Origin of the sequence: Paraburkholderia sp. SIMBA_053 (genome assembly GCF_046534895.1) — a bacterium.
Taxonomy (GTDB): Bacteria; Pseudomonadota; Gammaproteobacteria; order Burkholderiales; family Burkholderiaceae; genus Paraburkholderia; species Paraburkholderia caledonica.
Map to the genome: position 1 here is coordinate 204,473 of NZ_JAWRXU010000007.1, position 20,682 is coordinate 225,154.

At 65.8% G+C, this 20,682-nt stretch carries 17 protein-coding genes and 1 riboswitch; of the genes, 8 read left to right on the top strand and 9 right to left on the bottom strand.

The genetic code is table 11. From position 1 onward, the window contains the following. Positions 1-226: 226 nt before the first annotated feature. Genes SB753_RS22005 through fliF form a run of 6 tightly spaced genes read right to left on the bottom strand, consistent with a single transcriptional unit; the run spans position 227 to position 7,414 of the window. Positions 227-1,789, bottom strand: a complete 1,563-nt coding sequence (locus SB753_RS22005; protein WP_410801796.1) for a flagellar hook-length control protein FliK — start codon at positions 1,787-1,789, stop codon at positions 227-229. A gap of 60 nt (positions 1,790-1,849) precedes the next feature. Next, positions 1,850-2,299, bottom strand: a complete 450-nt coding sequence (gene fliJ / locus SB753_RS22010; protein WP_020070765.1) for a flagellar export protein FliJ — start codon at positions 2,297-2,299, stop codon at positions 1,850-1,852. Between the two features lie 2 nt (positions 2,300-2,301). Then, positions 2,302-3,966: a flagellar protein export ATPase FliI gene (fliI, locus tag SB753_RS22015; RefSeq protein WP_410801798.1), complete on the bottom strand. Its 1,665-nt coding sequence runs from the start codon at positions 3,964-3,966 to the stop codon at positions 2,302-2,304. Further along, on the bottom strand, positions 3,960-4,643 hold the full coding sequence (gene fliH, locus SB753_RS22020; protein WP_410801800.1) for a flagellar assembly protein FliH: 684 nt from the start codon (positions 4,641-4,643) through the stop codon (positions 3,960-3,962). Before fliH ends, fliI begins: the two co-directional genes overlap by 7 nt. Beyond that, entirely contained in the window at positions 4,630-5,625 is a 996-nt protein-coding gene (gene fliG / locus SB753_RS22025; RefSeq protein WP_020070768.1) for a flagellar motor switch protein FliG, read from the bottom strand. Before fliG ends, fliH begins: the two co-directional genes overlap by 14 nt. Further along, complete coding sequence (fliF, locus tag SB753_RS22030; RefSeq protein WP_410801802.1) at positions 5,615-7,414, bottom strand: flagellar basal-body MS-ring/collar protein FliF; 1,800 nt, start codon at positions 7,412-7,414, stop codon at positions 5,615-5,617. The genes fliG and fliF overlap by 11 nt, the downstream gene beginning before the upstream one ends. A gap of 236 nt (positions 7,415-7,650) precedes the next feature. Here fliF and fliE point away from each other — a divergent pair, with 236 nt between their 5' ends. The 5 genes from fliE (at position 7,651) to SB753_RS22055 (ending at position 10,894) form a co-directional block, all read left to right on the top strand. After that, a complete protein-coding gene (gene fliE, locus SB753_RS22035; RefSeq protein WP_087752472.1) occupies positions 7,651-8,001 on the top strand; it encodes a flagellar hook-basal body complex protein FliE in 351 nt (116 codons plus the stop codon). A gap of 239 nt (positions 8,002-8,240) precedes the next feature. Continuing rightward, complete coding sequence (fliS, locus tag SB753_RS22040; RefSeq protein ID WP_027805060.1) at positions 8,241-8,675, top strand: flagellar export chaperone FliS; 435 nt, start codon at positions 8,241-8,243, stop codon at positions 8,673-8,675. Then, on the top strand, positions 8,672-8,998 hold the full coding sequence (locus SB753_RS22045) for a flagellar protein FliT (RefSeq protein ID WP_013589910.1): 327 nt from the start codon (positions 8,672-8,674) through the stop codon (positions 8,996-8,998). The genes fliS and SB753_RS22045 overlap by 4 nt, the downstream gene beginning before the upstream one ends. Before the next feature lie 67 nt (positions 8,999-9,065). After that, positions 9,066-10,535 carry a flagellar hook-length control protein FliK gene (locus SB753_RS22050; RefSeq protein ID WP_410801804.1) on the top strand — a complete coding sequence of 490 codons (1,470 nt, stop codon included), beginning with the start codon at positions 9,066-9,068 and terminating at the stop codon, positions 10,533-10,535. Further along, positions 10,535-10,894, top strand: a complete 360-nt coding sequence (locus tag SB753_RS22055) for an EscU/YscU/HrcU family type III secretion system export apparatus switch protein (protein ID WP_288828550.1) — start codon at positions 10,535-10,537, stop codon at positions 10,892-10,894. The genes SB753_RS22050 and SB753_RS22055 overlap by 1 nt, the downstream gene beginning before the upstream one ends. Before the next feature lie 34 nt (positions 10,895-10,928). On the opposite strand, the gene SB753_RS22060 is transcribed toward SB753_RS22055, so the two are convergent. Continuing rightward, positions 10,929-12,347: a coniferyl aldehyde dehydrogenase gene (locus SB753_RS22060; protein WP_410801806.1), complete on the bottom strand. Its 1,419-nt coding sequence runs from the start codon at positions 12,345-12,347 to the stop codon at positions 10,929-10,931. A 115-nt stretch (positions 12,348-12,462) separates the two neighbouring features. Then, complete coding sequence (locus SB753_RS22065) at positions 12,463-14,172, bottom strand: isovaleryl-CoA dehydrogenase (RefSeq protein ID WP_410801808.1); 1,710 nt, start codon at positions 14,170-14,172, stop codon at positions 12,463-12,465. Between the two features lie 476 nt (positions 14,173-14,648). Between SB753_RS22065 and SB753_RS22070 the strand changes: the two genes are divergently transcribed. Beyond that, positions 14,649-16,301 (top strand): GMC family oxidoreductase, encoded by a 1,653-nt coding sequence (locus tag SB753_RS22070; protein WP_410801810.1) that lies wholly within the window; start codon positions 14,649-14,651, stop codon positions 16,299-16,301. Positions 16,302-16,496: 195 nt separating this feature from the next. Continuing rightward, positions 16,497-18,344: an OmpA family protein gene (locus tag SB753_RS22075; RefSeq protein ID WP_410801812.1), complete on the top strand. Its 1,848-nt coding sequence runs from the start codon at positions 16,497-16,499 to the stop codon at positions 18,342-18,344. Between the two features lie 63 nt (positions 18,345-18,407). Here SB753_RS22075 and SB753_RS22080 read toward each other — a convergent pair whose 3' ends face one another. Continuing rightward, positions 18,408-19,358 (bottom strand): LysR substrate-binding domain-containing protein, encoded by a 951-nt coding sequence (locus SB753_RS22080; RefSeq protein WP_410801814.1) that lies wholly within the window; start codon positions 19,356-19,358, stop codon positions 18,408-18,410. Between the two features lie 191 nt (positions 19,359-19,549). Here SB753_RS22080 and SB753_RS22085 point away from each other — a divergent pair, with 191 nt between their 5' ends. After that, positions 19,550-20,359, top strand: a complete 810-nt coding sequence (locus SB753_RS22085; RefSeq protein ID WP_410801816.1) for a glycosyltransferase family 2 protein — start codon at positions 19,550-19,552, stop codon at positions 20,357-20,359. A gap of 158 nt (positions 20,360-20,517) precedes the next feature. Further along, positions 20,518-20,656, top strand: a riboswitch (S-adenosyl-L-homocysteine riboswitch). The last annotated feature ends 26 nt before the right edge of the window (positions 20,657-20,682 follow it).

A 20,682-nucleotide genomic window follows, 5' to 3' on the forward strand; every position in this document is an offset into this window, starting at 1 on the left:
GTGCTGGTGATAGTGATTGTTGTTGATTTGCCTGCGGCGCGATGGGTCGAACAGAAGGGTTAATGCGGGCTATCTCTAGTTTTTGGCCTTTCCCTGAAATGAAATCGCGGTGGTCCATGGGCATTGCCCCGCACAAGGGCAGCGCCAATAGAGCACCGCGATTTCGAGGAACGGCCAACACCTCGAATCAACCACCGAACAAAGCCGCAACCCGCAAAAAAACCCGTCAGGCGAACGTATCGACCAACCCGACGCTGCGCCGCACGGCAACGTCCGCCGTCACGCCGGCACCCGCGGCACCGCCCATGCCGCCTCCACTACCCGCCGCAGAGCGGCTTCCAGAGCCGGAGCGTCCCGACTCGGCATTCTGCTGTTGTCCGCCCTGGCGCCCAAATCCGTCGCTGACGCTCGCGCTGCCGAGTCCGATACCGTTCGCTTCCATCGCCTCGCGCAATTTCGGCAGAGCTGCCTCGACGGCTTCACGTACCTGCTGATGCTGCGAAACAAACAACGCGTGCGCATGGTTATCGGCGACCTGCAGCACGACCTGGAGCGGTCCGAGATCCTTCGGGTTCAGCGTCAGCTCGGCGCTCTGCGAATGAGCGTTCGACAGGAACACGACCTTCTGGCTCAGCGCTTCCTCCCAGTCGGTCGTGCCGACCTGCGGTCCCAACGCGTTTGCCGCTGCGGCCGCACCCGCATTGCCGGTCGTCTGCACGGCGGCCGTCGTGCTGGCTGCGTTCGCGGCTGCCTGCGACGCGGCCAGCGCGGCACTCGCTGCGTCGGCTGCGTTCTTGAACGCCGCCAGGTCGTCCGCCTGTGCGCCTGCCGCGCCCGTCGATGCCAACGCACCTGCCGCCGCCGCGGAAGCAGCCGACGCAGCCGCCGTCGGATCTGCCACGGTCGCAGCCGTCGTCAATGCGCCGCGGGCGGCTGCGGAGCCCTTGCCGCCGCCGGAGAGACCGGCTTCCAGCGTCTTGCCGTCTGTATCGTTCAGCGACGCGTTCGCGCTCGCCAGTCCATTTGCCGCCGCAGCGGCGGCTGCGCCGCTTGCCAGCGCCTGCGATGGCACCACGGCCTGGCCGTTCGCGAGCGCCGCCAGAGCCGCCTGCAATGCGTCCTGCAGCGACTTTGGATCGGTCGGCGCCTTCTTGCCGGGCAGGCCGACCGTGGTGGCGTCGGTGGCCGCGCCGGCTGCGGTCGTGCTGGCATCCGTCGCTGCGGGAATGTTCACGTTGGCCGCATCGGCCGCAGCGCTTGCATCGGCCTGGGCCTGGGCTTGCGCCTGAGCCGCTGCGGCTGCCGCCGCCGTGCTTGCGTCGCTGCTGCTCGCCGCGGTGGCGGTGTTGGCCGACTTCGCAGGCGCGGCCCCCGTCTTGTCCGTCGATGCCTGTTGCGGCTTGTCCGCCGGCGCAGACGCCGATGCGTCTGACGCGGTGCTGTCCTTGGTGTCGCTGTTCGCGTCGTCGGCGTTTTTAGTTGCGGAGTCGTCCGGCGGCGGCGCGTCGTGCACGCTCGCCGACGCCTGCGAAGCATCCACCTGCGTCGGGGAAGGTGTCGGCGTTGCGGCAGACTGGCTCGCGCTCGCGTTGACGCTTGCGTTGAATTTGGCAGCCGCGCTTGCAGCAGCACTTGCAGCCGCACTGTTCTGCAGGCTGATGCTTTGCTGCAGGGTTTGCGAGAACGGTTTCGCGCTTGCGGCGGCCAGCGCCGCGGCGCTGTTCGAACCGTTGGTAGAGGTGCTGCCGGTAGAACCTGGCAGCGAGCCGATCTGTGAAAGAAGCGACATAAGTGTCCTGTCAATCCGTCAAAGGGTACGGTGTTCAGTCAGTGGAGGGACGCGCGGGCGTCAGGCGCCTTCCGCGCGCATCCTCAGAATTCGTGCAGCGTGTTCGTCGGCGTCGCGTTGATCGCGCCGCGCCACGGTCTTGGCCTCGGCCGCTTCGCCGCGCGCCTGCAGCACTTCATAGGAGCCGAGCTTTTGCTTCTGACGCTGCCAGTCGGGCTTGGCCGCCTCGACTCGCGCATTGGCCGTCACGAGCAGGTTGCGCTGCTGTTCGATGGCGGCGTCGAGCGTGTCGATGAACGCCTGAAAATTGCGCATGTTGCCGGCGGGCATTCCCGCCTGGGCGGTTGCCGTGAAACGCGCGTGGTATTCGTCGCGGTACTGCACGAGCGACTGCAGCTGCGCCTCCACGTCGTTACGCTCGCGCTGTGCTCGGCCAAGACGCTGCGCGGCGGCGTCGACATCGTCTTGCGCGAGCCCAATCAACGTCTTGATCGGAAAGTGTTTCGCCATCGTCAGGCTCCTTGGGCAAACAGCGCGTCCAGCATCTCGACACTCGGTTCAAAATTCGCGCACTCACGAAAGCCTTGCTGCAGGAAGGCTTCCATCCGCGGATACAGCGCGATCGCGCGGTCGAGCAACGCGTCACGTCCGCTCGAATAAGCCCCAACGTTGATCAGATCGCGGTTGCGCTGATAGCGCGACAGCATCTGCTTGAACATACGCGTTTTGTCCAGATGGTTATCGTCGATCAGCGCGGTCATTGCCCGGCTAATCGACGCTTCGATGTCGATTGCCGGATAGTGGCCGGCTTCCGCGAGCGAGCGCGACAGCACGATGTGGCCGTCGAGAATCGCACGCGCCGAGTCCGCAATCGGGTCCTGCTGGTCGTCGCCTTCGGTCAGCACCGTGTAGAACGCGGTGATCGAACCGCCGCCCGCCGGACCGTTGCCAGTTCGCTCGACGAGCGCCGGGAGCTTCGCGAACACAGAAGGCGGGTAGCCTTTGGTCGCGGGCGGCTCGCCGACGGCCAGCGCGATTTCGCGCTGCGCCATCGCGTAGCGGGTCAGCGAATCCATCAGCAGCAACACGTGCTTGCCCTGATCGCGGAAATATTCGGCGAGCGATGTCGAATACGACGCGGCCTGCATCCGCAAAAGCGGTGAAACGTCGGCCGGAGCGGCGATCACGACCGAGCGCGCAAGGCCTTCCTCGCCAAGAATCTGCTCGATGAATTCCTTCACTTCGCGACCGCGTTCGCCGATCAGGCCGATCACGATCACTTCGGCGCTGGTGTAGCGCGCCATCGTACCGAGCAACACCGATTTACCGACGCCCGAGCCTGCGAACAGTCCCATGCGCTGCCCGCGTCCCACGGTCAGGAGCGCGTTGATCGCGCGCACGCCGACGTCGAGCACCTTGTGAATCGGCTCCCGGTTCAGCGGATTGATGACCGGCGCGGACAGCGGCGCGTCGGCATGCGCGCCGAGCGGGCCGAGTCCGTCGAGCGGGCGGCCGGACGCATCGAGCACGCGGCCCAGCAGTTCCCAGCCGACCGGCAGACGCTTCGCGCCCGCCATCGGATCGGCGATCGGCGCGCTTTCGAGCGGGTAGACGCGCGCACCGGGCAGCAGGCCGATCACTTCGGTGGTGGGCATCAGGAACAGCTTGTCGCCGGAGAAGCCGACAACTTCCGCTTCAGCCATCGGCAGAGAACTGCCCGGCGGCAGTTCGATCATCACTTCGGCGCCTACCGAAAGGCGCAATCCAACCGCTTCGAGCACGAGACCGGCGGCGCGCGTCAGGCGTCCGCAGGCGCGCATCGGCTTCGCGATCGCGTTGCGCGCGCGCAGTGCGTCGAGCCGGCCGCGCCAGGCTTGCATATGCGGATTGCTGTCGAGCGCGGGATCGTACGCAGCAGGAGCCACGGCGCTTGCTGCCTTGGCGGCGGCCGGACCCACACCCAGACCGGCGCCCGCAGCCGGCGCCGACTCGCGGCTCGCGGCCGCGCCCGTCAGCGGATGAGCATGACCCGGGTCAGCCGCCGTCGCGGCGGTCGAGACTGCATCCGCGAACGGTGCATCCGCGAGCGCCTCGGCGCCGAACGACGCCAGCGCCAGCTCGCGTTCGAGCGGCGTCAGGTCGCTTGCGCGGATCTCCTCGAGCGTCGGTTTCACCATGTACTCACTTTGCCAAGCGCCGCGGCAACGCGTTCCCAGCGTGTATCGATGCCGGCGTCCACCTCGCCGCTGCCGGCCTGCGCGCGGCAGCCGCCACGCTCCACGGCCGGGTCGGTGCGCACGGTCCAGCCGCGTGTTTGCAGTTCTTCCATCAGATACGCTTCGACCACCGGCAGATCGGCGGGACTCACGATCAGCGCGGGCGCGCCGATCAGCGCCGGTTCCGCCGCGAGCACCTCGCGGGCGGCGGCGATCAGCGCGGTCGGGTCGTGCAGCACATGCTGGCGCACCACCTGTTGCGCGATGTCCAGCGCGAGCACGACGAGCGTCTCCGAAATGGCGCCTTGCGCGCCGTCGAGCGCGGCCTTGAAGGTTTCGGCGAGCGCTGCGAGTCGCGCAGCTTCCTCGCGCGCTTCGCTTCGGCCCTGTTCAAAACCTTGCGCGTGGCCCTGGTCGTATCCGGCCTGATAGCCGAGTGCCTGGCCCGCCACGTGGCCGGATGCGATGCCCTGCGCGTGCGCGGCTTCGCGCAGGCGCTCGAGCTCGGCTTCGAAAGCCGCTTCGTCGATCTCGGACGTGGGCGGTGCCGGCGGCACCGGATCGAATGAGGCCATCTCCCAGCGCTGGTAGGCCGAGAGGCTTTCCTTTGCCGTGGAGTTGCGATTAGACATATGCATCTTCCGCCTTGCCGCCAATCACGATCTGGCCGCTTTCTGCCAGATTGCGCACGATCTGCAGGATACGGCGCTGTTGCGTCTCGACTTCGGAGACGCGAACCGGGCCGCGCGCGTCGAGGTCTTCCGCGAGCAGCTCGGCTGCACGCTGGGACATGTTCGACAGGAACTTCTGACGCAGTGCAGGCGCTGCGCCCTTCAGCGAAATGATCAGCGCCTCGGATTCGACTTCCTTCAGCAGCAGCTGGATCGCGCGGTCTTCCAGGTCGAGCAGGTTCTCGAACACGAACATCTGATCGACGATCTTTTGCGCGAGTTCGCCGTCGTACTGGCGGACGTTTTCGATGACGCCTTCCTCGTGGTTGCTCGACATGAAGTTGAGAATTTCCGCCGCCGTGCGAATGCCGCCCATCGGGCTGCGCTTCAGGTTGTCGCTGCCCGACAGCAGATGCGTGAGCACGTCGTCGAGTTCGCGCAGCGCGGCCGGCTGGATACCGTCGAGCGTCGCGATTCGCAACAGTACGTCGTTACGCAGACGGTCCGTGAAGCACGCGGCGATTTCCGACGCCTGATCGCGGTCGAGGTGAACGAGGATCGTCGCGATGATCTGCGGGTGCTCGTTCTTGATCAGTTCCGCGACGGCCGGCGAGTCCATCCACTTCAGGCCTTCGATACCGCTCGTGTCGCTGCCTTGCAGGATCCGGTCGATGATCGCGCCGGCCTTGTCGTCGCCGAGCGCCTTCGTCAGCACCGAACGGATGTACTCGTTCGAGTCCAGCGACATGCCGGTGTGCTTTTCCGCCTCGCGCACGAACTCGTGCAGCACCACGTCGATCTCGTCGCGCGTCACGGCCTTCATGGCGGCCATGGCGACGCCGATCTTCTGAACTTCACGCGGTCCAAGGAACTTGAACACTTGCGCCGCTTCTTCCTCGCCGATCGACATCAGCAGAAGCGCGCTCTTCATTACGCCTTCAGCGCTCATCGGTCACCCAATTTTTGACGACTGTTGCAACGATCTTCGGATCCTGGCGCGCGATGCTGCGTGCGAACTCCAGGTTCCGCTCATATTTGTGTTTCGCGTTTTCCAGCGCCAGCAGTTCGCTGTCGCCGGAGTCGATTTCGACGTTGCCGTTGGCGCGTTCCGCGGTCGGGATGCCGTCGAGCAGGATCGGCTCGTCCGGCGACGGCAGCGCCGCGGCGACGAGCGGTTCCGGCGGCGGGAAGGCGCGGCGCAGCGCCGGCTTCACCATCACGAAGTACAGGAACAGGGCGACGGCGCCAATGCCGAGATACGTCGCGATCTGCTTGTACAGAGCCAGCATGTCATGCGTGCGCCACCACGGCAGGTCCGCGTTCGGGTCCACGTCGGCGGTGAACGGGCTGTTGACCACGTTGACCGAGTCGCCGCGCTGCGCGTCGAAGCCCATCGCGTCCTTCACGAGCTGGTTGACCTGCGCGAGCTTGTCGGCGGTGACTGGCTGCATCGTCGCGTGACCCTTGCCGTCGATCACGCGCAGATAGTTGACCACCACGGCCACCGACAGACGCTTGATGCCGCCCATCGGCTGCTCGAGGTGACGCACGGTCTTGTCGAGCTCGTAATTCGTGGTCATGTCCTTACGATCGCTGACGGGCGTCGTCGTCACGCCGCCGCTCGCGCCATTGGGCGCATTGATCGGCGCGGAGGCGGGCTGCGGAGGCTGATTCGACAGCGCGCCCGGCACGCCCGACGCGCCGCCTTGCGACATTTCCGTCGCGGTGCTCGATTGCTGGCTGCGGATCGCCGCCTGTTGCGGGTTGCCGTTCGGGCCGTAGTTTTCCGAAGTCTGTTCGGTGCGTGAGAAGTCGATGTCCGCGCTCACCTGCGAATGTGCATTGCCGGCGCCGAAGAGCGGCGCAAGAATCGCGTCGATGCGCTGCTGCGTGTTGCGCTCGATCTGCTGGCGATACTTCAGTTGCGACGCGTCGAGCCCGCCGCCAACCGACGGTTGCGTCAACAGGTTGCCGTCCTGATCGAGAATGGTCACGCCCTTGACCGGCATTTCCGGCACCGCGGAAGACACCATGTGCGTGATTGCCAGCACCTGGCCTTCGTCGAGCGCGCGGCCCGGATAGAGATTGACGAGCACCGACGCCGACGGCGCTTCCTTGTCGCGTACGAATACGGAGGGCTTCGGAATCGCCAGATGGACGCGCGCCGACTTGACCGACGAAACGGATTCGATCGTGCGTTCCAGCTCGCCTTCCAGCGCGCGCTGATAGTTGATCTGCTCGGCGAACTGGCTGATGCCGAACTTCTGGTTGTCCATCAGTTCGAAGCCGACCGAGCCGCTCTTGGGCAGGCCTTGCGACGCGAGGCGCAAGCGCATCTCGTGCACCTGTTCGGCCGGCACGAGGATCGCGCCGCCCGACTCGGAGAACTTGTACGGAATGTTGGCCTGCTGCAGCGCGGTGATGATCGCGCCGCCGTCGCGGTCGGACAAGTTGCTGTAAAGCACCTTGTAGTCCGGGGCGCGCGACCACAGAAACAGGCCCGCCACCACGGCGACAAGCAGCGCCACCGCGAAAATCAGCGGGGCGCGCGGGTTGCCGCGCATTTGCGCGAGGCCTGACAGGCGCTGGCCGAAATTGCCGCCGAGGCCGCCACCGAGGCCGCCCAGGTCTGCGTTACCGCCGGGCTGACCGGCGCCCGCCGCTGCCGCGCCGGGCTGTGCGCCGGCGAGGCCCATGCGGGCGTCGGGGTTGATCAAAGAGTTGGCTGACGAATCCATGCGTCGGGTTTCTCCGGGAAGCCTTTTGCGTTCTGCCGCTCAACCGCACCGAGGCTCGGCGGGAGTATGGACAGATACTTTCACGACTGAAATTATCCGCACGGCAGGCGCGCCCGATTGCTTGAATAGAGCCGGGTTTCCCCCCTAGTTTCGGGGCTTTCCAGGAGAGCCCGCTGCTATGCTTTCGTCCAGATCGGTACGGTTTGGTCGTGCCGCTCGTCATTCCTGGAGAGAACATGACTTTGCCCGTGAACGCGCTTTCGTCGGCGCTGCAACAATTGCAGTCGATGGCGGCGCAGGCCGCCGGCGGCAGCACCGCCGCTGCCGGCGCTTCGGCCGCAGGTGAGTCCGGTGCGGCTACCACCGGCGGTTTTGCGTCGGCCCTGAAGGCTTCGTTGGACAAGATCAGCGGTGATCAGACCAAGGCGGTCGGCGAATCGCAGGCGTTCGAGCTTGGCGCGTCGAACGTTTCGCTGAACGACGTGATGGTCGACATGCAGAAGGCGAACGTCGGCTTCCAGTTCGGCCTGCAGGTCCGCAACAAGCTGGTGTCCGCCTATAACGACATCATGCAGATGCAGGTCTGATCGAGGCTGCGGCCACGGCGGCAAGAATGTTCCGCCCGCCCGGCCGCAACTGCCCGCGTGACACGCGCCGCGCCGCCCCTGGGGGCGTGCGCAACCTGCAGCCCTTAATCCTCCTTACACCGGCCTAAAGCTTTCTCGCTGCGTATCCGATAACCAGATACAGGCATGAATCGGGGTGCGCTTACGCATCGCGATGGGCTGCCACGACCAACCGTAGTTGCATTTGAGGAGGAGCGCCGATGTTTTCCCCAGGACACTCTGGAGCCAATGCGTATGCACGCGTGGGCGTCGAGACAGGGGTGATGGGCGCGAGTCCGCATCGTCTGATCGTGATGTTGTATCAGGGGGCCCGGCAGGCAATCGCGCAAGCGCGGATGCATTTGCAGCAGGCCAATGTACCCGGTCGTGGAGAGGCGATCGGCAAGGCGATTCAGATCGTCGAAAGCGGGCTGCAACAGTCGCTCAACCTTGAGGTGGGCGGTGAGATTGCACAGCGGCTGAACGCGCTATATAGCTATATGTCGCGCCGGCTGCTCGAAGCCAACATAAAAGAGAGCGAGGCAATGCTGGTCGAAGTCGATGGCCTGCTGGCCACGCTCGAAGAGGCATGGATCGGGATTGCCCCGGAGATAGCGCGGATGGCTGCCCAGCCGGTCGCGGAAAGCATGAGATGACATCGAACGCAGAATACTTTGCCCGCTACGAGGCCATCGCAGCGTTGTCCTGCCGCATGCTGATGGCTGCCCGACGCGCCCTGTGGAACGATCTGGTCCACTTGCAGGATGAATACCGGCTGCTCGTCGACGCGCTGAAAGAGGCGGAGACGGGCGTCAAACTCGACGAGACGGAACGCCTGCGCAAATACGCGCTGATCCGGCAAATCCTCGCCGACGACGCCGCGATCCGCGACCTGGCCAATCCGAGCCTCGCCAAATTGTCGGCGTTGTTCGGCGGCCGGCCGTCCCGGGTGCTCAAGGAGCTGTACGGGGCGCGCTGAGGGTGGCCGCAAGGCGTCTGATTGTGTGAATTGAGCGCGTTGACGCCAATGTGATCAAGGAATCGGCATGAACGGAATCGACACGGCCGTCGCATCGCTCCTCGCGACCCGCGTCGACAGCCTGCTGAACATTGCCCCCGGCAGCGCGGCTACCGCCCAGACGGGCGCGGCCGACGTCGAGACCGCGCCGGCAACGCCGGCTCCGGCCACTCCTTCTGCGCCGCAGCCTTCCGCGCAGACCGCGCTGTCCGCCGTCGCACTGACGCTCAACGCGATCGTGCGCTCCGGCGGCGAGGCGACGCCCGCGATCGTCGGGCAGTTACCGATCTGGCCCGCCGCCCCCGCACTCGACGTCGAGGTGGGCGCTTTGCCGCTCTTCGACGCGCCTGCTCCTTCCAATACCGCTTCCAACGCCGCGGCTTCCGCGGCTACGGCCAATGTCGCGGCGACCCAGGTGCCGGTGGCGGCGCTCGCGGCCGCGCTCGCACACACGGTCGGCGACAGCGGTCTTTTCTACGAAGCACACCTCGCGCAATGGCTGAGCGGCCAGCGCTCGCCGGAGACACTCGCGGGCGAAGCACAGAACAAGCTCGTCGCCGCCGCCGCGCAATTGCCGTTGAACTGGGCAAGCGACGGGGGCGACGCGTCGCCCGCGCAAGCTGCCGCGAGGCAGGGCATGGGCGCGACGCCGCAAACATCAGGCGGCGCGGCCGACGCCGGCAACCCGAATGCCGCGAACCCGAATGCAGCCAGCACCGCCGGCCGCCCGATGCCGTCGATCGACACCGTGCAGGCCGCTCGTTTCGTCGCCGGTGAAGTGCTGGCAAGTTCCTTATCCGACCTGAACGGCCAGACGTCCCATGCGGGCCTGCATAACGCTGCCTCGCCAGCGGCTGACGCAGGCTCGCAGCAGAATCCGCAGGCCGCCGCGGTCCATCCCGCAACGGTGCCGCTCGTGCGCCAGCAACTGGATCTGCTCGCAACCGGCCAGTTCCGCTGGACCGGCGAAGCATGGCCCGGCGCGAAGCTGGACTGGACTGTCGAGCAGGAAGGCGACGAGTGGGACCGCAGCGGCGGCGGCGCGGATAGCGAGGACGATCAGCCGTGGCGCACGCGCCTGACGCTGTCGCTGCCGACGCTCGGCACCGTCGACGCCGAATTGACGTTGACCGGCATGCGCCTCGTCGCGCGTGTACAGGCGAGTCCCGGCGGCGCGGCGCGTCTCGCGATGCAGGGGGAAAGTTTTCGTCAGCGGCTCGCGGCGGCGGGCATTCAGCTGAACGGTTTGACGATTCTCGAGATCGGTGGCGGGGCGCCCGCCACCGGCGCGGCGGCAGCGGGCGCCGCGGCTTCGGCTCAGGCAGCGGCGTCCGCGTATGCGCGGTCGGCCTCGGCGGCGAATCGGACGGACGCCGCGGCGTCTGCTGCATCTGCCGCATCGGGAGCGCCGGCAAGTGCCGCCGGGAAAAGCCGTCGCGCACCGCACGCGTCGAACGCCGCGACCGCGCCGCTCGACGATTTCGACTGGGACATGTGATGAGCCGCAAACATCGCCGCAGCGCGGCTGCGCTTGTCTACGACGCACAAGGCGGCGATCCGGCGCCACGCGTGATCGCCAAGGGCTACGGCATGCTCGCCGAGATGATCGTGCAGCGCGCCAAGGAAGCCGGGCTTTATGTGCACGAAGCGCCCGAAATGGTCTCACTGCTGATGCAGGTGGACCTCGACGCGCGCATTCCGCCGCAGCTCTATCAGGCGGTGGCGGAACTGCTCGCGTGGCTGCATCGGCTGGAAAGCGAGCCGGCGCAGCCAGCGCCGGGCGGCGCGCGCACCGGCGCGGAAGATGTCACCGACGTGGTCGCGGTCGATATCGAAGGCGCAACAGGCGCGCGCTAGGCACCGTCCGGCGAAGCCACACAGTTGGCGTCGCTCAAAACCGCATCATCAGTTTCAGCAGCGCGTTGACGCGCCTGCCATACGGCGGCGCAATCCATGCACGCGCGTTCAGTCGTGCCTGCGTCAGCACGGGCTTCATCTTCGAGAAAGTCACGAAGCCTTCGTAGCCGTGATACGCGCCCATTCCGCTTGCTCCGACACCGCCGAACGGCAGGCTTTCGCACGCCAGATGCATCAGCGTTTCGTTGACCGCCATGCCGCCGGCAATGGTTTCGTGCGTGACCCGTTCGATGGTGGCTGCGTCGTCCGCATACAGGTAAAGCGCAAGCGGGCGTGGCCGGGCGTTGATCCACGCGATCGCATCGTCGAGCGTGTCGTACGGCACGACAGGTAGCAGCGGGCCGAAGATTTCCTCCTGCATCAGTTCGCAATCCTGCGGCGCGCTAGTCACGGCGATAGGCGGAAAGCGGCGGCTCGCCGCGTCGGGCGCGCTGTCGGTCAGCGGATGCAGTTGCGCGCCCGCGGCCTGCGCTTCGTCGGCGAGACGCTGGAGGCGCGCGAAGTGGCGCGGCGAAATGATCGACGTGTAGTCCGGGTTGTGCGCGAAGCCGGGATACATCTTCGCCATCCGCTTGCGCGCCCGCTCGACGAACGCCTGTTCCTTGCCGCGCGGCACGAGCACGTAATCTGGCGCGATACAGGTTTGCCCGGCATTGAGCGTCTTGCCGGCGACGAGATTGTCCACGGCATTGTCGAACCGCGCATGCTCGACGATGATCGCCGGTGACTTGCCGCCGAGTTCCAGCGTAACCGGCGTCAAATGCTCGGCGGCGGCGCGCATCACTTCGTGGCCGATTTTCGTCGAGCCGGTGAAGAGGAGATGATCGAAGGGCTGCGCGCTGAATGCGGCGGCGAGCGCGGCGTCGCCGTTCACTACAGCAACGTGATCGCGGGCAAAAGTCTGGCCGATCAGCTGCTCGAACAACGCCGACGTGCGCGGCGTCAACTCGGACATCTTGACGATCGCGCGATTGCCGGCGGTCAGCGCGCTGATGAGCGGTCCAGCGGCGAGCAGCACCGGATAATTCCACGGCACGATAATGCCGACCACGCCGAGCGGCTGCGGCACCACTTTCGCGCGGGCCGGCAGCAACCATTTGTTGGTGCTCCGGCGCTGCGGCTTCATCCACCGCTTGCCGTGCCGCAGCGCGGCGTCGATTTCCTCCTTCACCAGCAGAAATTCCGCGAGCAACACTTCCTGTTTCGCGCGATTGCCGAAGTCGTCATTCATCGCATCGGCGAGCGCGTCGCGGTTGTCGAGCAGGACTTTGCGCAGCGCTTTCAGATGCGCCGCGCGCGTTTCCCATGACGGATACGGCGCGCGCAACCAGGCGTGACGCTGATCGTGAAGCAACGCCTCCAGCGCGGCGACCTCGGGCAGATCGTTTTTCATTGTTCACCACTCCCTGATCAAAGATGCGCGGTCGCGCCACGCCTATCGGTGTCGTTGCCTGCTGTCTGCTGCCGTTTGCGGCCGTTTGCTGCGGTTCGTCTGCGGCTTCCGGGCATCAGTCTGGAAAAGCTCGCTCGATGATCGCCGCATGATCGAACGTGGCGGGCAGCGTGCCGTAGACCCGGCCGCTTTCGCCGCAGCCACTGCCGAGACGCGTGGCGATGAATGCCTCGGCGACAGCAGCGGGCGCATGCTTGATGAGCAACGTGGCCTGCGCGATCAGCACGATCTGCTGCGCGATGCGCCGCGCGGACGCTTCGCGGTCTTCGGCAGGACCATTGAGCGTCGCGGCGAGCTTGCCGAGCGCGGCACTTAACGCCGGATGCGCGGCGGCATCCGCTTGCCATTGCGCGAAGAGCGCTTGCGCCGCTTCAGGCTCGCGCTCCATGGCGCGTAGCACGTCGAGGCACATCACGTTGCCTGAGCCTTCCCAGATCGAGTTGACGGGCGCTTCCCGATAAAAGCGCGCCATCGGACCGGTTTCGACATAGCCGTTGCCGCCCCACACTTCCATTGCCTCGCCGGTAAATTCGAGCGTGCGCTTGCAGACCCAGTACTTTGCCGCGGGCGTGACGATGCGCCGCCACGCACGCTCGACGGATGCTTCTGCCGGGTTCGCGGCAGACGTTGCCGAATCTGCATCCACGGATTGCTCGAACGCGTGGGCGAGCCGCATGAACAGCACGGTCGCCGCTTCTGATTCCAGGCTTAGGTCGGCGAGCACGTTGCGCATCAACGGCTGATCGACGAGGTTGCGGCCAAACGCACTGCGATGGCGCGCATGATGAATGGCCTGCACGAGCGCCGCGCGCATCAGCGCTGCGCTGCCGATCACGCAATCGAGCCGCGTGTAATTCGCCATTTCGATGATGGTCGGCACGCCGCGTCCTTCGTCGCCGATCATGATGCCGAACGCATCGAGAAATTCGACTTCGCTGCTGGCGTTCGAGCGGTTGCCGAGCTTGTCTTTCAGACGCTGGATCTGCACCGCGTTCTTGCTGCCGTCCGGCGCGAAGCGCGGCACGAAGAAGCACGAAAGACCGGCGTGATCGTGCGTGCGCGCAAGTACGAGATGTGCGTCGCATTGCGGCGCGGAGAAGAACCACTTGTGTCCCACGAGTTCGTAGGCGCCGCCGCGGCCACCGGCGGCGATCGCACGCGCTTGCGTCTGATTGCTGCGCACGTCCGAGCCGCCTTGCTTTTCGGTCATGCCCATGCCGATCATCGCGGAGATTTTTTGCGTGAGCGGCAAGTCGCGTGGATCGTGCTCGCGTGCGTAGAGTTTGTCGCGAAGGGTCTCGAACAATTGCGGTTCGCGCTGCAATACCGGAATGCTGGCGAACGTCATGGTCAACGGGCAAAGAGACCCTGATTCGATCTGCGCATGCAGAAAATATCCGGCACAGCGCGCGGCCATCGCGCCGGGCTGCGGATCGGAAAAAGGCAACGCGTGCAGCCCCTCGCGACGCAGCAGCGATAGCAGCTCATGCCACGCGGGATGAAACTCAAGCGCGTCGATGCGCTCGCCTTGCGGGCTGTGCGTGGAAAGCTCGGGCGTGTGGCGGTTGGCGAGTTCGGCTAGCGCGAGCGTCTCGGGCGTGGTGAGCGCCGCGCCGTGACGCAGCAATGCATCGCGATGCCACGCGGCGCCGTCGCGTTCGAGCGCGGCCGACAGCGCAGCGTCGCTAGAGAACAGGTTGTAGTCCGCGAGCGGCGGTACCTGGTTGGTGACCTCGTGGGTCTGGCCGAAGCTATGGCGTTGCATCTGCTGTCTCCGTTCGCCGTGAGTTCGACGGCGGTGTGCCCGTGTGCCGGGTCATCGCGTGGTCGGTGGTCTTTGCGTTGCTCGTCCGCGTTCTGCTTAAGGGTCGTCCGCGGCTCATTGACGACTCACCGACGGCTCGTTCGTGGCACGTTTTTGACCTCGCTCTTCGCGATCGGTCGCCGCCTTTGCGGACGGGTCTGCGGCGCAAATCGGCGCTGCGACGTTTGACCGCTGCGTGTCTGCCGCGCGGGAAAAGCGCGACGTCCGCGGACGTTGTTTGAATGCCCCGCGCGACCGTCCGGCGGGCGCGTATGGGACTTCCATCATAGGGTCGCGGCGCCGCCTGTGTTTAGAGTAATCGCTCTGACGCGAAGCCGCCGCGGCCACACAACGCTCCCTACAATGCCGGTGAAACACACGTAGACAAGTGTGCACGAGACAGGGTCCGCGAGCAACGCGGGCGATCAGGAGGAGCGATGGAATACGACTACATCATCGTAGGCGCCGGATCGGGCGGTTGCGCACTCGCGAGCCGTCTTGCGGACGACTGTCCCGACGCGACGATTGCCCTCGTTGAAGCGGGGCCGCACACGAACCGCAACCTGCTGGTCAATATGCCGGTCGGCGTCGCGGCGGTCGTGCCGAACAAGCTCAAAACGAACTACGGCTATCTGACCACGCCACAGCCGGGTCTCGCCGGACGCCAGGGCTATCAGCCGCGCGGGCGCGGCTTCGGCGGATCGAGTGCGATCAACGCGATGATCTACACGCGCGGTCATCCGCTCGATTACGACGAATGGGCGGAGTTGGGCTGCGACGGCTGGTCCTGGCACGACGTGCTGCCGTATTTCCGCCGCGCCGAGGGCAACGAACGCGGCGCCGACGCGTGGCACGGCGACAGCGGCCCGCTCACCGTGTCGGATCTGCGCTACCGCAATCCGTTTTCCAGGCGGTTCGTACAGGCCGCGATAGAAGCCGGCTACAAACCGAACGACGACTTCAACGGCCCGGACCAGGAAGGGATCGGCTTCTATCAGGTCACGCAGCGCGACGGGCGCCGTTGCAGCGTGGCGCGCGCGTATATCTACGACCGCGAGCGTGCCAATCTGCATGCCATCGCGGATGCCACGGTGCTGCGCGTCGTGTTCGAGCAGAAGCGCGCCTGCGGCGTGGAAATTGTGCGCGGAAGTCGCCGGGAAATGCTCAAAGCGCGCGCGGAAGTCGTCGTCGCGGCGGGCGCCTTCAATTCGCCGCAACTGTTGATGTGCTCCGGCGTCGGGCCGGCCGCACATCTTCAGGCGCACGGCATCGAGGTGTTGCACGATGCGCCGGAAGTTGGGCAGAACCTGATCGATCACGTCGACTTCACCATCAACAAACGCGTGTCGTCGATCGAGCCGACGGGCTTTTCGGTGCGCGGCATCGCGCGAATGGTGCCGCAGTTCGCCACTTTCATCCGGCATGGACGCGGCATGCTGTCGAGCAACGTCGCGGAGGCGGGCGGTTTTCTAAAGAGCAAGCCGACGCTCGAACGGCCTGACCTGCAACTGCATTTCTGCGCGGCGCTCGTCGACGATCACAACCGTCATATGCATTGGGGGCACGGCTATTCGCTGCATGTATGCGTGCTGCGGCCGTTCAGCCGGGGCACCGTGACGCTTGCAAGCGCGGATGCGCGCACGGCGCCCGTGATCGATCCGCGTTTTTTCAGCGATTCGCGCGATCTGGACCTGCTGGTGGAAGGCGTGCAGATGGCGCGGCGCATTCTCGATGCGCCGTCGCTCGCGCTGCACGGCGGTCGCGAGCTTTACACGCGGCCGGGTCAGACCGACGCGCAATTGCGCGAGGCCATCGCGCGCCATGCGGACACGATCTATCACCCGGTCGCCACCTGCCGGATGGGCGGCGACGCGGCCTCCGTAGTCGATCTGCAATTGCGCGTGCGAGGAGTCACCGGGCTGCGGATCGTCGATGCATCGGTGATGCCAACGCTGATCGGCGGCAATACGAATGCGCCCACGGTAATGATCGGCGAACGCGCGGCGGAGTTGATCGCGGCAAGCCGTCGAAAGCCGCACACGGTGACAGTTCAGGCGACCGCCATGGCGCCTGCGGGCAACGCGGCATGAAACCGACTCCGTAGGCTCTGCCGCTCAAGTCGAACAACCAGCATCTCGATGTCAAATAGGAGATAAGTCGGCGAAACGTCGTCTAAATCGTCATAAATTGTGCCATTCCGTTTATGAGATTTCCCGCTGCCTATAATCGCCGCGCAAAAACGGGCGCGTCAGGTGGCGAGTCCGGAAACTCAAGGAAGCGAAGGCATGAGCATCAACTTGATTCACGCGATTCAGTCGGCGTTGACGGACGAGGTAGTCGGGCAGCTTGGAGCGCGCATCGGCTTGCCTTCTGAGGCGGCGCGCTCGGTGATGAGCACGGCCGCGCCCGCGTTGCTCGCCGGTCTGATGCAGAGGGCTGCGACGCTCGAAGGCGCGCGCTCGCTGTTCGCGACCGTCGTCTCGCCCGACGTGAACGCGAGAATCGCCGAACAGTTGCCGCATCTGACGGGGAGTACGGGCGGCGTCAGTGAACTCGAAAGCGCGGGGCGCGGTTTGCTCGAACGATCGCTAGACCGCCGTGCCGAGTCGCTCAGCGACGAGGTCGCAGCACAAACCGGCGTGCCGGCGCACGCGACGCATGCCATTACGGGAATCGTCGGTGCAACCATGTTGGGCGTGCTGAAGCAGCACTTGCTCAAGAGCCAGGGCAATGTCGGTCAGTTGCCCGTGCTGCTGAGCCATCAGATGCCGCTCATCGCACCGTATCTGAACGATCGCCTGCTTGCCGCGCTCGGCCTGGGCAGCGTCGGCGCTTTCGCCGGCAGCGTGCTCGCGCAACTCAAGGCCGTGTCGGCGCATATCGAGCAGCCCACGCCAGCGGCAAAGCCCGCACCGGAAGTCACTGCCGCGGTTCAGGTCCCGGCGGACGCGGTGGTCGGCGAAAAACGCCGCTCGCATGCGTGGCTGTGGTGGCCGCTGCTGGCGATCATTGCCGCCGCAATGGCGCTCGTCTATCTGTTTCCGGGCGGCTTCCCGCGCGGACAGTGGAGCGGCGGGTCGGCGGTTTCGGGCGCGGAGCGGTCTGCCGACGCGCAGTCGGCTTCGGCGCCGGTTGCGGCGTCAGGTGAGCTTGCTGCGGTGGCTGCGTCGAGCGATGCCGCGGCGTCTAATGCAGCAGGTGCAATTGAAGCGCTCGGTGCCGCGAGTTCTACGGCTGGGGTTTCTGCCTCGGCTGCGGGTGCCGGCTCAGCTCCAGTGGGCGGCGCAAGCGCCGCGAGCGCAACCAGCGCCGCGCGTCAGCCGGGCGTGACCGTCCCGCCGACGAAAGACAGCCAGCTTGCTTTCGCAGTCGGCGAAAGCGGCAAACCGACGCTCACGGCGACGGTCGGCAGCGAAGCAGAAAAAACCCAGCTCGTGGATGAACTGACGAAGCGCCTCGGCCAGTACAACTACGCCGCAAACATTGCCGTCGATCCGGCAACGAAGCCCGCCGGCTGGCTCCCGCGCCTCGACGGCCTGATGCCGCTGATGAGCGTGCCGGGTGCGGAACTGAAACTGGACGGCACGCATGTCGAACTGAGCGGTGCGGCCGCGAATGCGAAGCTCGGCTGGCTGAACACGCTGAAATCGCTGTTCGGCGCTCCCTACGAGATCGGCACGTTCGACGCAGACGACGCGATCCAGCAGGCAACGGCGAACTTTCGCAGTGCAATCAAGGCGCTGCTCGCGCCCGGTGCTACCTGCGCCGCAGCCGATGTGGCCAAGGTGCTGAACCTGCAAGTGATCAATTTCACGAGCGCGAGCGCGCATGTGCCCACGTCAGCAGCGGAAGACTTGAACCAGTCCACGCGCGTGCTGAACGCGTGTGCGCGCAACGGCCGGGCGGCGAAGCTCGAAGTGGCGGGATACTCCGACAACGTGGGCGGCGAACAGGCCAATCTGCAACTGTCGAAGCAGCGCGCCGAGGCGGTTCGTACGTACCTTGTCAAAACCGGTGCTCCGGCGGATTCGCTGAGTGCTCAAGGCTACGGCCAGGCGCACCCGCTTCAACCCAACGACAGCGCCAGCGGACGCTTTGCCAATCGCCGCATCGAGTTCGCTGCACAGCAATGAGTTAGGCGCCGCTTGCAAGTACGTTAGCGACACGCCCCCCGCGACCCGCCGGGCGGCGCGTCGTCATTCGGAACGCGGCGTTTGAAGCGGCGCGGCAATGCCGGTCAGCCCGAGCATCAGATCGTCGCCGGCCCGGCCGGGTAGCGTCTCGCGCGCCACGTCCAGCCACGCGCGCGCGGCATGCGACAGATAACCATTGCGGCGCCAGCCAATCGCCATTTCCCATGGAATTTCCGGCTCCGCGACCGGCCGGCAAGTGAACTGCGCGGCATCCAGTCGCCGGCAATAGGGCGCAGGCAGCAGCGCAATGCCGACGCCGGCCAGCACGAGCGCCGCCATGAAATCCCAATGTCCGCTGCGCCCGACGATAGTCGGCGCGAATCCCGCGCTGCGGCAGGCACCGAGGACTACGTCGTTGAGCGCGAGGCTTTCGCCGTAGAACACAAACGGTTCGTCGGCGAGTTGGGCGAGTGGCACTACGCGAAGCTCGTCCCACCGGGAGCCGGAGCGCGCGACGAGCCAGAGCAACTGGCGCGTGATCGGCAGCACGTCGATATTGTCCGGGTCCACCGGCTGGAGAACGCCCCCGAGTTCCAGCTCTCCGTTGATCAGCGCGGTCTCGATCGCGCGGGAGCCCTGCTCGAAAAGCTTCAGTTCGATTTTCGGGTAGCGCTGGCGGAACGTGGCGATAGCGGGCGTGAAGAGCGAACCGCCCATCGGCGGAATACCAATGGTGAGTTCGCCGTGACCGAGCATGCCGAGATCGTTGAGTTCGGCTTGCAGCTGCGCGTGCGCGGCGAGCACCTCCTGGCCGCGTTGATAGACGATGCGGCCGGCGTCGGTGAGCACCATCTGGCGGCCGTCACGCAGCAACAGCGGGGAGCCGATCTCGTCTTCGAGCGATTTCACCATCTTGCTGATGGTCGGTTGGGTGACGAACATCTGCTCGGCGGCGACAGTGAAGCTCTGCTGACGAACGACTTCGACGAAATAGCGCAGCGCACGCAGTTCCACGATCAGGCTCCGGATTCCATATTGGAATGAATCCGGAGATTGTAAGTCATCAAATTTATAGCGGCGAGGTTGATGAAGGTCGCTTGCGGACAGCGCGCATGAAGCCCGCGCGATTTCGAGACGGGCCTTCCGGTGCCCGCGCTACCATCGCCGGTTTTTGCCGCGCCGGCCGCCTGCGACAACTTCTGCCCATGACATCCGCTCACCCCATTTCGGTCGTTATTCCCTGCTACAACGGCGCCTCGACGCTTGCCCGGGCTCTCGAAAGCTGCCGGCTGCAGCCGGAGGCGGCGCAGATCATCGTCGTGGACGACGCCTCCACCGATTCGTCCGCCGACCTCGTCCTTCGGTACGCGCGGACCGACTCGCGCATCGCGCTGCTGCGCCTGCCCTGCAACGGCGGCGCAGCGCAGGCGCGCAATTGGGGCGCGCTGCATGCGTCGCATGATCTGCTTGCCTTTCTCGATGCCGACGACGAATACCTGCCCGGCGCATTGGCTGCCGCAAGTGCGTTTCTCGCGCAGAACCCGAAACAGGTGTCGGTGCGCCTCGACGTCGAGTACGTTGGTTTTCCTCGCGAAATCACCGGTCACCAAGACTTCGCGCAGCATGCGGCGACGCTCAGCAATACGGTGCCGAGCAGTCTCATCGTGCGTCGGGCGGCATTCGCAGCGCTCGGCGGCTTTCCTATGGATGACGCGTTTCGCCGTATCGGCGGCGAGGACGGCGCGTTTTCGTGGGCGCTCCGCGAAATTTTCGGCAATCCGCGGCTCGCGGACGCGAAGCGCGTGCGCATGCATTACCACCCGGGCATCCACGCTGAGCGCTACTTCCGCATTGCGTTCGGCTGGCTGACGCCCGATCCCGCCGACGTCGCCGACGCTTTCCGCTTTTCCCGGCAGTTTCTCGACAGAGCGCGAGCGGGGATCGTCCAGTTGCACGGCGCGCAGATGACCGCCGAAGCCGGCGCGCATGCGGTAGGCGGCGCGGCCGCTGTGTAACCCGGCGCAAGAGCTAGCCGCCTGACGCCGCCGCAAAAGGCGACCGCAAGGCAACGCAACGCCGCGGCAACGCCACCCCAATAAGCCCGCCCCCAAAAGCCCACCCCAAACCGATCCTCACGCCCCGAAGCCATCTCGATTTGCTACAATCGCCGTTCGTCTTCGAGGAGCGTTGCGACGGGTACCGCGAATCAGCATATATTCGCCGGCCGCCCGCCAGGCTCGAAGGCTTCAATCGGAAGGAACGGATGCGCATTGCGCTTTCCTGTCCACCGCATCGAACCGCGCTCACGTCAAATTTCTAGTCACTATTTAGAAAGGAG

What these genes read in the sequence shown, in the direction of transcription:
- SB753_RS22005 (WP_410801796.1), bottom strand. Translation starts at nt 1,789, where the DNA reads ATGTCGCTTCTTTCACAGATCGGCTCGCTGCCAGGTTCTACCGGCAGC.
- fliJ (WP_020070765.1), bottom strand. Translation starts at nt 2,299, where the DNA reads ATGGCGAAACACTTTCCGATCAAGACGTTGATTGGGCTCGCGCAAGAC.
- fliI (WP_410801798.1), bottom strand. Translation starts at nt 3,966, where the DNA reads ATGGTGAAACCGACGCTCGAGGAGATCCGCGCAAGCGACCTGACGCCG.
- fliH (WP_410801800.1), bottom strand. Translation starts at nt 4,643, where the DNA reads ATGCATATGTCTAATCGCAACTCCACGGCAAAGGAAAGCCTCTCGGCC.
- fliG (WP_020070768.1), bottom strand. Translation starts at nt 5,625, where the DNA reads ATGAGCGCTGAAGGCGTAATGAAGAGCGCGCTTCTGCTGATGTCGATC.
- fliF (WP_410801802.1), bottom strand. Translation starts at nt 7,414, where the DNA reads ATGGATTCGTCAGCCAACTCTTTGATCAACCCCGACGCCCGCATGGGC.
- fliE (WP_087752472.1), top strand. Translation starts at nt 7,651, where the DNA reads ATGACTTTGCCCGTGAACGCGCTTTCGTCGGCGCTGCAACAATTGCAG.
- fliS (WP_027805060.1), top strand. Translation starts at nt 8,241, where the DNA reads ATGTTTTCCCCAGGACACTCTGGAGCCAATGCGTATGCACGCGTGGGC.
- SB753_RS22045 (WP_013589910.1), top strand. Translation starts at nt 8,672, where the DNA reads ATGACATCGAACGCAGAATACTTTGCCCGCTACGAGGCCATCGCAGCG.
- SB753_RS22050 (WP_410801804.1), top strand. Translation starts at nt 9,066, where the DNA reads ATGAACGGAATCGACACGGCCGTCGCATCGCTCCTCGCGACCCGCGTC.
- SB753_RS22055 (WP_288828550.1), top strand. Translation starts at nt 10,535, where the DNA reads ATGAGCCGCAAACATCGCCGCAGCGCGGCTGCGCTTGTCTACGACGCA.
- SB753_RS22060 (WP_410801806.1), bottom strand. Translation starts at nt 12,347, where the DNA reads ATGAAAAACGATCTGCCCGAGGTCGCCGCGCTGGAGGCGTTGCTTCAC.
- SB753_RS22065 (WP_410801808.1), bottom strand. Translation starts at nt 14,172, where the DNA reads ATGCAACGCCATAGCTTCGGCCAGACCCACGAGGTCACCAACCAGGTA.
- SB753_RS22070 (WP_410801810.1), top strand. Translation starts at nt 14,649, where the DNA reads ATGGAATACGACTACATCATCGTAGGCGCCGGATCGGGCGGTTGCGCA.
- SB753_RS22075 (WP_410801812.1), top strand. Translation starts at nt 16,497, where the DNA reads ATGAGCATCAACTTGATTCACGCGATTCAGTCGGCGTTGACGGACGAG.
- SB753_RS22085 (WP_410801816.1), top strand. Translation starts at nt 19,550, where the DNA reads ATGACATCCGCTCACCCCATTTCGGTCGTTATTCCCTGCTACAACGGC.